General features: G+C 70.6%; 11 protein-coding genes. 8 read left to right on the top strand and 3 right to left on the bottom strand.

Going from position 1 to position 10,290, the window contains the following annotated elements:
• On the top strand, positions 1-475 hold a 475-nt coding region (locus ACILRB_RS15265), incomplete at its 5' end, for a RadC family protein (protein WP_395667151.1).
• Between the two features lie 43 nt (positions 476-518).
• On the opposite strand, the gene ACILRB_RS15260 is transcribed toward ACILRB_RS15265, so the two are convergent.
• Positions 519-770: an usg protein gene (locus ACILRB_RS15260; protein ID WP_395667153.1), complete on the bottom strand. Its 252-nt coding sequence runs from the start codon at positions 768-770 to the stop codon at positions 519-521.
• Between the two features lie 553 nt (positions 771-1,323).
• Between ACILRB_RS15260 and ACILRB_RS15255 the strand changes: the two genes are divergently transcribed.
• A complete protein-coding gene (locus ACILRB_RS15255; protein WP_395667150.1) occupies positions 1,324-2,868 on the top strand; it encodes an alpha/beta fold hydrolase in 1,545 nt (514 codons plus the stop codon).
• Between the two features lie 280 nt (positions 2,869-3,148).
• Here ACILRB_RS15255 and ACILRB_RS15250 read toward each other — a convergent pair whose 3' ends face one another.
• Positions 3,149-3,637, bottom strand: coding sequence for a flavin reductase (locus tag ACILRB_RS15250; protein WP_395667149.1), 489 nt, complete (start codon positions 3,635-3,637; stop codon positions 3,149-3,151).
• 200 nt (positions 3,638-3,837) lie between these two features.
• On the opposite strand from ACILRB_RS15250, the gene ACILRB_RS15245 reads away from it, so the two are divergent.
• From ACILRB_RS15245 to ACILRB_RS15220, 6 genes are read left to right on the top strand one after another with little or no spacing between them, the layout of a single operon-like run.
• Positions 3,838-4,755, top strand: a complete 918-nt coding sequence (locus ACILRB_RS15245) for a branched-chain amino acid ABC transporter permease (protein WP_395667148.1) — start codon at positions 3,838-3,840, stop codon at positions 4,753-4,755.
• Between the two features lie 4 nt (positions 4,756-4,759).
• Positions 4,760-6,142, top strand: a complete 1,383-nt coding sequence (livM, locus tag ACILRB_RS15240; protein WP_395667147.1) for a high-affinity branched-chain amino acid ABC transporter permease LivM — start codon at positions 4,760-4,762, stop codon at positions 6,140-6,142.
• Entirely contained in the window at positions 6,142-7,083 is a 942-nt protein-coding gene (locus tag ACILRB_RS15235; protein ID WP_395667146.1) for an ABC transporter ATP-binding protein, read from the top strand. The genes livM and ACILRB_RS15235 overlap by 1 nt, the downstream gene beginning before the upstream one ends.
• Positions 7,080-7,811 carry an ABC transporter ATP-binding protein gene (locus tag ACILRB_RS15230; RefSeq protein WP_395667145.1) on the top strand — a complete coding sequence of 244 codons (732 nt, stop codon included), beginning with the start codon at positions 7,080-7,082 and terminating at the stop codon, positions 7,809-7,811. The genes ACILRB_RS15235 and ACILRB_RS15230 overlap by 4 nt, the downstream gene beginning before the upstream one ends.
• Positions 7,808-8,140 carry a DUF6867 family protein gene (locus tag ACILRB_RS15225; RefSeq protein WP_395667144.1) on the top strand — a complete coding sequence of 111 codons (333 nt, stop codon included), beginning with the start codon at positions 7,808-7,810 and terminating at the stop codon, positions 8,138-8,140. The genes ACILRB_RS15230 and ACILRB_RS15225 overlap by 4 nt, the downstream gene beginning before the upstream one ends.
• A gap of 33 nt (positions 8,141-8,173) precedes the next feature.
• A complete protein-coding gene (locus ACILRB_RS15220; protein ID WP_395667143.1) occupies positions 8,174-9,307 on the top strand; it encodes a branched-chain amino acid ABC transporter substrate-binding protein in 1,134 nt (377 codons plus the stop codon).
• 52 nt (positions 9,308-9,359) lie between these two features.
• On the opposite strand, the gene pgeF is transcribed toward ACILRB_RS15220, so the two are convergent.
• Complete coding sequence (pgeF, locus tag ACILRB_RS15215) at positions 9,360-10,127, bottom strand: peptidoglycan editing factor PgeF (protein ID WP_395667142.1); 768 nt, start codon at positions 10,125-10,127, stop codon at positions 9,360-9,362.
• Positions 10,128-10,290: the final 163 nt, after the last annotated feature.

Raw genomic sequence — 10,290 nt, 5'->3', positions numbered from 1 at the left:
CCTCGCCGAGATCGAGGGGATCGGCGAGGCGGCGATCGTCGAGTTCAAGATCGTCGAGGCCGCCGCGCGCCGCCTCGCGCGCGCGGAGCTCGAGACGCGGCCCTCGCTCTCGAGCCTGCCGGCGGTGGTCGACTATTGCCGCGCGGCGATGGCCCATCTCGACCATGAGGAGCTGCGCGTCCTTTTTCTGGACACGAAGAACTTCCTCATCGCCGACGAGGTGCAGGGCGTCGGCACGGTGAACCAGGCCCCGGCCTATCCGCGCGAGATCATGCGCCGCGCGCTGGAGCTCGCCGCCACCGGCGTGATTCTGGTGCACAACCACCCTTCGGGCGATCCGTCGCCCTCGCGCGAGGACGTGGCCATGACGCGCGAGATCGTCGCGGTCGGCAAGCCGCTCGGCGTCGTGGTCCACGACCATCTCATCGTCGGCCGGCGCGGCCATGCGAGCCTCAAGACGCTGCGGCTGATCTAGCCGGCCGCAGCGCGAAATTTTCGCGGCGCGCGCCGGCGCGCGCTCAATGCAGGCGCAGCTCCGCGCCCACCGCGCGAAACTCCGCCGGCCTGATGAGCTTCGAATGGCCGACACGCACGCTGTGCAGCGGCCCGTCGAGCTCGCGCGTCCAGAAATTCAGGAATTTCAGCAAGGTCGGAAAATCGGGCGCGATGTCGTAGTCCTGCCAGACATAGCTTTGCAAAAGCCGCGGATGATCGGGAAGGCGGTAGAGGATCTCGGCCGTGGCGAGGCCGTAGCCCGCCAGCTGCTTCAGAAAATCATCCGAGACCCTGAGCGAGAATGTGGTGTCGGCGGTCTTGTCCGCTTTTGTCCTGACCGCTTTGCTGGCTTCGTTCATCGCGACGAACCTCCAAAACCGCGGCGTTTCGAGCCGCAGGCCGAAACAAGCGAGGCGCCTCTTGCGCGTCCCCCGATTTGCGCTCTCCCGATTCGCGTCCCTCCAATTCGCGTCCCTCCGATTCCGCGCGCTCTCCCGATAATGTCGCACGCGCCGATTTCGCCCGGACGTCGTAAAAATTTCAAGCAACGCTTGTGCCGAGCTTGCGCTGCGCGGCGCGGCGCGCGCAAAGCCTGTTGCCGCATCGCGGAAGATCGTTAATTTCGTGGGCGGACGATGCGGATTCGCCGCGTCGTTTTTCGCGCGAATCGATGTTGTTTGGCGCGAATCCATGGTCGCGCAGCTCATGTTCGCGCCTCCGCCCCTCTCGTGGCGGTCCGTGCGCGGCGGTCCATGCGCGGCGGTCCGTGCGCGGAAATTTTCGCGCAAAAATTCATGCGCGCGAACATTCGTGCGCAAAGGAGTCGAAATGGCCGAGGTCGTCGTGGCCGGCGCCGCCTTCAACGTCCGCTTCGAGGGCGCCAGGGACAGGGAGCTCGTCGTCCTCGCCCATCAGCTCGGCGGCGCCCTCAATGTGTTCGACGCGATCATGCCGGCGCTGCTCAAGTCTTTCCGTGTGCTGCGCTTCGACGCACGCGGGCACGGCGCCAGCACGTTCGAGGGCGCGCCCTATTCGCTCGCCGGGCTCGCGCGGGACGCGATCGGCGTCCTTGACGCCATGGGCGTGGAGCGCGCGCACTGGATCGGCCTGTCGATGGGCGCGATGATCGGCCAGGCCGTGATGACGCTCGCCCCCGGCCGCATCGGGCGCGCCGTGCTCGCCAACACGGCGGCGCGCCTCGGCTCGCCCGAGGTCTGGAACGGGCGCATCGCCGCGATCCGCAAGGGCGGCGGGGCCGGCATGGCCGCGGCGACCGAGGCGCGCTGGTTCACGCCCGAATTTCGCGAGGCCGAGCCCGAGGCCGTCGCCCGGGTGATGGCGGCGTTCCGCGCCACCTCCGTCGAGGGCTACGCCGCGACCTGCGCGGCGCTGCGCGACGCCGATCTTTCGGAGGCCGTCCGCACGATCGGAAACCGCGTGCTCGTCATCGCCGGCGCGCGCGACCCGTCCGCGCCGCCGGCGCTGGCGCGTTTCGTCGCCGAGGCGATTCCCGGCGCGCGGCTCGTGACGCTCGACACCGCGCATATCTCGCCGGTCGAGGCGCCGGACGGGTTCGCCGACGCCGCGATCGGCTTTCTGACCGCGCCGGAGCCGGCGCAGCGCAAGGCGCCGCGCCCGGCCGCGCCCGCGCCGCGCCGCGCCGCGTCGAAGCGTCCGGCGCTCGCCGTCCGCACGCCGGCCGGAAACACGAAGGCGGCGAAGCCCGCGGCTCCAGCCGGCGCGCCGAAAAAGACGCCGGGAAAATCCGCGGCAAGCGCGGCGCAGGCCTCATCGGCGCAGGCCTTATCGGCGAAGGTCGCGCCGGCGGCCGGCGCCAAAACAGCCGCCGCGACGACCGCCAGATCGACGACCGCCAAATCACCGCCCGCGAGATCATCGGCCGCGAGATCATCGGCCGCCCGGCCCGCCGCGGACGAAAGGCGGCGCAAGACATCGGGAGCGGCTGAGGCCGCAAGCCCGCGGGGCCGCGCAAAACTTCAAGCCGCCGCGGCGCCGGCGCAAGCCAAAGCGCAGGCCCGGGCCAAAACGCAGGCGCCGGCCGCAGGCGTGGAGCCGAAGACCGGCGCCGCGCCCAAAAGCACATCGGCGTCCAAAGGCAAATCCGCGCCCGGAGCTCAGCCCGAACCAGGAGAAAAGTCCGCGCCCCGCTCGAAGCCGCCGCTCAAATCGACGCCGGCCGCCAGATCCAACGCGGCGTCCGCGGCAAAATCTGAACCCAAGGCCAAGCCCGCGTCCAAAAGCGTGTCCGCGCCCAAAACGAAATCCGCGCCCAAAACGAAATCCGCGCCGAAGACACAAACCGCGCCGAAGTCGCCCGCCGCACGAAAAACCGCGCCCAAAGGAAAACGCTGAACGCGGCGCCCGGCGCGCAAAACGCGCGCGTCGGCGGGCTCCGTCGGCGCAATCCGGCGCGAGCCCTGCGGCCGAATGAGCCCGCCCGCGCCGAGAAACGCTTCAGGCTCAAGGTGTCGAGCCTGTTGCTTCCGACCCCCTCGGCCCGATCCGGTCGGAATGCGCTAATTCCGGCGCGTCGCGAGATTGCCGCCCCGCCGGAGCCGCCTGCGCCGGCGCGGCGTCGCCCATTCGTCCGCCGCTCGTCGCCAGCCCGGCGCAGCCTGCCCGATTTTTCCGCTCAAAGCGTGTGGTAGCCGCGGCGCGCATAGACCCCCGCGGCGCCCGGCTCGCCGAAAGCGACCGCCTCGACGGCGCCGATCATGATGAGATGCGTGCCAAACTCCTTGGCGTCGACAAGGCGGCAGTCGAAGCTCGCGAGCGCTCCTTCAAGGACCGGCGCGCCGGTCGAAAGCGTGGTCCAGGAGCCGGTCCTGAACCGCTCCTCGAGCGACAGGCCGCCCTTTCCGGCGAAGACGTCGGCGACCTCGCGGCCTTCGGGACCGAGCACGTTGACGCAGAACACGCCGTTTTCAGCGACGCGCTCGGCCGACGTCGAGCTCTTGTAGACGCAAAACAGCAGCGTCGGCGGATCGGCCGCGACCGAGGCCATGGACGTCGCGGTCAGGCCGCCAGGCCCGGCCGCGCCGTCGGTCGTGACGACATGCACGGAGGAGGCGACGCGGCTCATCGCCTCGCGAAACGCCGCTCCCTCGTCGATCTCAGCCATATGCGCGCCTTTCTCTCGATCCGCTCCGGCCGGCGCGCCGCGGGCCCGGGGCGCCCGCGCGGCGGAGGCGGTTTCGGTCGCCCTTCCGGCGCGCCGGTCTTGCCAGAGCGGCGCGGAACACGCAATGTCGCGCCTGCGAGACATGATCACGGGCGCCCGTTACGCAGGCGCCAGCCCCACCGGAGCGCCCGCCCCGCCTCATGGACGTCTTCCTGCAGCAGCTCATCAACGGCGTCACGCTCGGCTCGATCTACGGGCTCATCGCCATCGGCTACACCATGGTGTTCGGCATCATCGGCATGGTCAATTTCGCCCATGGCGACGTGTTCATGCTGTCGGCCTTCATCGCGCTCATGATCCTTCTCGCGCTGACCGAGCTTCTGGGCGTCGGCTCGCTCGCCGTCGCCTTCGTGCTCGCCATGTTCGCCGCGATGGCGCTGACCTCGCTGTGGAACTACGTGATCGAGCGGGTCGCCTACCGGCGCCTGCGCGGCTCCTTCCGCCTCGCGCCGCTGATCTCGGCGATCGGCATGTCGATCTTTCTGTCCAATCTCGTCTATGTGCTGCAGGGGCCGCGCAACAAGGCGCTGCCGCCGCTGTTCAACGACGTGATCCGCCTGACCGAGGGCGGCGGCTATGACGTCACCTTCTCGTACAAGCAGGCGCTCACCATCGGCGTCACGGCCGCGCTGCTCGCGGGCTTCTGGCTTCTGGTGCGCAAGACGAGCTTCGGGCGGGCGCAGCGCGCCTGCGAGCAGGACGCGCGCATGGCGGCGCTGCTCGGCGTCGACGTCGACCGCACCATCTCCCTGACTTTCGTCATCGGCGCGGCGCTCGCCGCCGTCGCCGGCTCGCTTTATGTCGTCTATTATGGCGTCATCAATTCGAGCGACGGCTTCGTGCCGGGCGTCAAGGCGTTCACGGCGGCGGTGCTCGGCGGCGTCGGCTCGCTGCCCGGCGCCGTTCTGGGCGGGCTCCTGATCGGCCTCGTCGAAACCTTCTGGGCGGCCTATTTTTCGAGCGACTACAAGGACGTCGCGGCCTTCGCCATTCTCGTCGTCACGCTCATCTTCATGCCGTCCGGCCTGTTCGGCCGGCCTGACGTCGAAAAAGTCTAGGGTCATGGCGCAAAAGACGACGCAGGCGGCGACGCCGCAGGCCGGCGCGCGGCTCACGGCGGCGCTGAAGGGCGCGGCGCTTTCGGCCCTCGTCATGGCCGGCCTCGCCTTTCCCATCCTCGCCTACAGGACCGAGCAGAATTTCTCGAACGAGCTGACGCTCGTCTCGCGCTGGCCGACCTTTGGCCTCGCCGTGCTCGCGGCCTTCGTCCTGCGCTTTCTGATTCTCGCCGCGCCGCGCCGGCCGCGCCCGGACCGCAAAGCCGCGGCGACGCCGGAGCGCGCGGCGCTCATGGCGAAGCTCCGCTTCGCCGCCGGCGCGCTCGGCCTTGTCGCCCTTTTCGTCTTTCCGCTCGCCGCAGTCTGGCTTCTCGGCCCCGCCGGCGCGCTGAAATGGATCGACAATTTCGGCGTGCAGATCCTGCTCTACGTGCTGCTCGGCTGGGGGCTCAACATCGTCGTCGGCCTCGCCGGCCTGCTCGACCTCGGCTATGTCGCCTTTTACGCGGTGGGCGCCTACGCCTACGCCCTGCTCGCGACGGGGCTCGGCTGGTCCTTCTGGATCTGCCTTCCCGTCGGCGCGCTCGCCGCCGCCGCGTTCGGCGTCGCGCTCGGCCTGCCGGTGCTGCGCCTGCGCGGCGACTATCTCGCCATCGTCACTCTGGCCTTCGGCGAGATCATCCGGCTCGTGCTGACCAACTGGACCGCCGTCACCAACGGCGACGCCGGGATCAGCTCGATTCCGCGCCTGACCTTCTTCGGCGTCCCCTTCGTCGCGGGGCCGAACGGCTTCGCCGCGCTGTTCGGCCTGAAATTCGCCGCCGTGCACCGCCTGATCTTCCTGTTCTACCTCATTCTGGCGCTGGCGCTGTTCGTCAACTTCCTCACCCTCCGGCTGCGCCGGGCGCCGCTCGGGCGCGCTTTCGAGGCGCTGCGCGAGGACGAGATCGCCTGCCGCTCGCTGGGGCTCAACACGGTCGCGATCAAGCTCTGCGCCTTCGCGCTCGGCGCCTCCGTCGCGGGGGCGGCCGGCGTTCTGTTCGCCGCGCGGCAGAATTTCGTGTCGCCGTCGAGCTTCACCTTCATGGAGTCGGCGACCATTCTGGCGCTGGTGGTGCTCGGCGGGGCCGGCTCGCAGCTCGGCGTCGCCTTCGCCGCGATCGTCATCATCGGCGGCTCCGAGCTTTTGCGCGAGCTCGACGCGCTCCAGGCGGTGTTCGGCGCGGATTTCGACCCGACGCAATACCGCATGCTGCTCGTCGGCCTCGGCATGGTGGCCATGATGAACTGGCGTCCGCGCGGCCTCGTCGCCCTGCGCCGGCCGACGATCTTCCTGAACAGCGCTCGCCATGCGCGGGGCGTCCTCGCCGGAGAGGGGCGCGGCTGATGGAGACGCCGCCGCTTCTCGTCGTCGAGGGTCTCGCCATGCGCTTCGGCGGCCTCCTCGCCGTGCAGTCGCTCGATTTCATGGCGCGGCGCGGCGAGATCACGGCCCTGATCGGCCCCAACGGCGCGGGCAAGACCACCGTGTTCAACTGCGTCACGGGCTTCTACCGCCCGTCGGCCGGGCGCGTCGCCCTCGGCCGGCCGCTGCGCGACGCACGGCCCGCCGACCGGCATGAGGACTGGCGCGAATGTCTCGCCGGCCTGACGCGCGGCGGGCGGCGCAGCGAGCGCACGGCGGGCCATGAGGTTTTTCTGCTCGAACGCACGCCGGGCCATGAGATCGCGCGGCGCGCCGGCGTCGCGCGCACCTTCCAGAACATCCGCCTGTTCCGCGGCATGACCGCGCTCGAAAACCTGATCGTCGCGCAGCATCATGCGCTCGCGGGCCCGGCCTTCGACTTTCCCGCGCGCCTCGGCTTCGGCTTCGGCCCGGGGCCGCGCGGCTACCCCGCGCGCGAACGCGAGGCGCTCGCCAGGGCGCGCTTCTGGCTCGAGCGCGTCGGGCTCATCGAGCGCGCCGACGAGCCGGCCGGCGCCCTGCCCTATGGCGCGCAGCGCCGGCTCGAGATCGCGCGCGCCATGGCGACCGCGCCGCTGATGCTCTGCCTCGACGAGCCGGCGGCGGGCCTCAACCCGCGCGAGACGCATGAGCTCGCCGACCTCATCCGCGGCCTGCGCGACGCGCATGGCGTCTCGGTCCTGCTCATCGAGCACGACATGTCGCTCGTCATGGGCGTGTCCGACCATGTCGTGGCGCTCGACCATGGCGTGAAGATCGCCGACGGGCCGCCTGCGGCCGTGCGCGCCGACGAGGCCGTGATCAAGGCCTATCTCGGCGTCGCCGACGACGCCGGGGCCGCCGCCGCGGAGGCCCGTCCGTGAGCGCCGGCGCCCCGCCCCTGCTCTCGGCGCGCAACGTCGTCGCCCATTACGGGCCGGTCTGCGCCCTGCGCGGCGTCGACCTCGACGTCGCCGAGGGCGAGATCGTGACGCTGATCGGCTCGAACGGAGCCGGCAAGACCACGCTGATGATGACCATCTTCGGCGATCCGCGCGCGAGCGAGGGCGAGATCCGCTTCGCCGGCCGCGACCTCACGCGCCTGCCGACGCATGAGATCGCGCGCCTCGGCCTCGCCCAGTCGCCGGAGGGGCGGCGCATCTTCCCGCGCATGAGCGTGCTCGAAAACCTGCGCATGGGCGCGGCGCTGGGGCGCCCCGACTGCTTCGCGCAGGACCTCGAACGCATGTTCTCGATCTTTCCGCGCCTCAGGGAGCGCGCCGGCCAGCGCGGCGGCACGCTGTCGGGCGGCGAGCAGCAGATGCTCGCCATCGCCCGCGCCCTGATGAGCCGGCCGAAGCTCCTGATGCTCGACGAGCCCTCGCTCGGCCTTGCGCCGCTCGTCGTGCGGCAGATCTTCGAGGTGGTGCGCGACCTGAACCGCGCCGAGGGGCTCACCGTCTTCCTCGTCGAGCAGAACGCCTTCCATGCGCTCTCGCTCGCCCATCGCGCCCATGTCATGGTCAACGGCCGCATCACCTTGTCGGGCGCCGGCCGCGAGCTTCTGGCGCGGCCGGAAGTGCGCGCCGCCTATCTGGAGGGCGGCGCGTGACCGGCCACGAGCTTCTTGACGCCCGCAGCCTGATGATTTTCCTCGGCCTGAGCGTCGTGCTCGGCGGGGCGACGGCGGCGGCGGCGGGCCGCGCGCTCGCGCTCAACTGGAGCCCCGCCTGGCTGGGCGCGCTTTACGCCGCGCTGATCGCGGCGGCCGCGCGCTTCCTGCATTATGCGCTCTACGCCGAACCCCTTCTTTCGCCCGCAGGCTCTATGCTCGACCTCGCCGCGGCGCTGGTCTTTCTGGGCCTCGGCTTCGTCTTCACGCGCCGGCGCCAGATGAAGACCCATTACGCCGCCGTGCTCGCCAGAGACCCCGCGCCGTAAGGCCCTGAAGCCCAATCCCGACAGGAGATCCCCATGAGGAGCAGCCTGAAGACCCGTTTCGCGAAAGCCGCGGCCCTCGCGGCGCTTGCGGCCGCCCTCGCCGCGCCGGGGCTCGCGCGCGCCGACGTCAAGCTCGGCGTCGGCGCGCCGATCACAGGCCCCGACGCCGCCTTCGGCGCGCAGATCAGGAACGGCGCCGAGCAGGCGGTCGCCGACATCAACGCGAAGGGCGGAATCCTCGGCCAGAAGGTCAGGATCGAGGTCGGCGACGACGGCGCGGACCCGAAGCAGGGCGTTTCGGTCGCCAATAAATTCGTCGGCGAGCAGGTCGCCTTCGTGGTCGGGCACTTCAACTCCGGCGTCACCATGCCGGCCTCGGAAGTCTACGCCGAAAGCGGCGTGCTCCAGATCACGCCGGGCTCGACCAATCCGAAGATCACCGAGCGCGGCGTCGCGACCATCTTCCGCACCTGCGGGCGCGACGACCAGCAGGGCGAGGTGGCCGCGAAATTCCTCGCCGGCCGCCCGGGCGAGAAGATCGCCATCCTGCATGACAAGACCACCTACGGCAAAGGCCTCGCCGACGAGACGAAGAAGAGCCTCAACGCGCTCGGGATCCGCGAAGTCCTCTATGAGGGGCTGAACAAGAGCGAGAAGGATTTCTCGGCGCTGGTCTCCAAGATCAAGGAGTCGGGCGCGACCATCGTCTACTGGGGCGGCGTCCACACCGAGGGCGGCCTGCTGCTGCGCCAGATGCGCGACCAGGGCGTGAAGGCCGCCATGATGGGCGGCGACGGCATCGCCTCGGACGAATTCGCGGCCATCGCGGGGCCTGGCGTCGAAGGAACCTTCATGACCTTTCCGCCGGACCCGCGCCAGCGCCCCGAGGCCGCCGAGGTGGTGAAGGCCTTCAAGGCGAAGAACTACAATCCCGAGACCTATACGCTCTATTCCTACGCCGCGGTCGAGGTTCTGAAGCAGGCGGCCGAAGCCGCGCACTCCTTCGAGGCCGACAAGATGGCCGCCGTGATGCATTCGGGAAAGACGTTCGAGACGGTGATCGGCCCGCTCAGCTTCGACAAGAAGGGCGACGTCACGCGCGCCGACTATGTCGTGTTCGAATGGCGCAAGGGGCCTGACGGGCGGGTCAGCTACTATCAGATGTGAGGCTTTCGCATCGCCCCGGCGACGCCCCGGCTCCCTCGCGGGGGGCGGCGTCTCAGGCGAGCGCGATCGCGGAAATCTGGCGCCCGTAGTCGGGCTCGCCGCGATGCACGCTGCGCCGGTACGAATAGAACCGGTCCGCCTCGGCGTAGGCGTCGCGCGCGAGATCCTCATAGGCGCCGACGCCCGCCGCCCGCAGCCTGTGGCGGAGGAAGCCCGGCAGGTCGAACAGGAATTTCTCGCCGCCGACGCGCGTGAAGAAGACGGCGTAGGCCTCGGCCGCGTCGACGAAGCGCGCGTAAAACTCGGGCCCGACCTCATAGCTCTTCGGGCCGATCGCCGGCCCGAGCGCCGCGCGGATGTTTTCGCGCCGCGCGCCGAGCCGCTCCATGGCGTCGAGGGTCGCCTCCGCCACGCCGTCGAGCGCGCCGCGCCAGCCCGCATGGGCCGCCCCGACGACGCGCGCCACGGGGTCGGCGAACAGGATCATGCCGCAGTCGGCGCCGGTGACGCCGAGCGCCAGCCCCGGCGTCGCCGTGACCAGCGCGTCGCAGCGCGGGCGTTCGACGAACGGCGCGTCGACCGTCGCGACCTCGGCCGAATGGATCTGGAACGGCACGAGCAGCCGCTGCGGCTCGACGCCGAGGCGGGACGCCATGCGCCGCCGGTTCTCGGCGACGGCGTCGGCCGCGTCCTTCGAGCCGACGCCGCCGTTGAGGCTCGCGTAAAGGCCCGTCGAGACGCCGCCGTTGCGGGTGAAGAAGGCGTGCGAGACGCCCTCGACCTCGAGCGCGCGCGCGCTGAGCGACTCAGGCGTCGTCATCGCGGCCCTTTCCGAAGCCGGGCGGGACCGCCGCGCCGCGCCGCGTCACGGCGAGCGCCTTGAACAGGCGCGCCATGTCGGTCGGCCGGTCGAAGCCCGCGCCCTCTCCTGCGAGCCGCTCGACGGCGGCCTCGATCGCCGCGCGCTGGGCGTCGCTCGCCCG

The organism is Methylocella sp., from assembly GCF_044226135.1.
Lineage (GTDB): Bacteria > Pseudomonadota > Alphaproteobacteria > Rhizobiales > Beijerinckiaceae > Methylocapsa.
Note: the sequence above shows the minus strand (reverse complement) of the source record. Positions and strands in the feature narration are given on the sequence as shown.

What these genes read in the sequence shown, in the direction of transcription:
- ACILRB_RS15245 (WP_395667148.1), top strand. Translation starts at nt 3,838, where the DNA reads ATGGACGTCTTCCTGCAGCAGCTCATCAACGGCGTCACGCTCGGCTCG.
- ACILRB_RS15250 (WP_395667149.1), bottom strand. Translation starts at nt 3,637, where the DNA reads ATGGCTGAGATCGACGAGGGAGCGGCGTTTCGCGAGGCGATGAGCCGC.
- ACILRB_RS15235 (WP_395667146.1), top strand. Translation starts at nt 6,142, where the DNA reads ATGGAGACGCCGCCGCTTCTCGTCGTCGAGGGTCTCGCCATGCGCTTC.
- ACILRB_RS15255 (WP_395667150.1), top strand. Translation starts at nt 1,324, where the DNA reads ATGGCCGAGGTCGTCGTGGCCGGCGCCGCCTTCAACGTCCGCTTCGAG.
- ACILRB_RS15220 (WP_395667143.1), top strand. Translation starts at nt 8,174, where the DNA reads ATGAGGAGCAGCCTGAAGACCCGTTTCGCGAAAGCCGCGGCCCTCGCG.
- livM (WP_395667147.1), top strand. Translation starts at nt 4,760, where the DNA reads ATGGCGCAAAAGACGACGCAGGCGGCGACGCCGCAGGCCGGCGCGCGG.
- pgeF (WP_395667142.1), bottom strand. Translation starts at nt 10,127, where the DNA reads ATGACGACGCCTGAGTCGCTCAGCGCGCGCGCGCTCGAGGTCGAGGGC.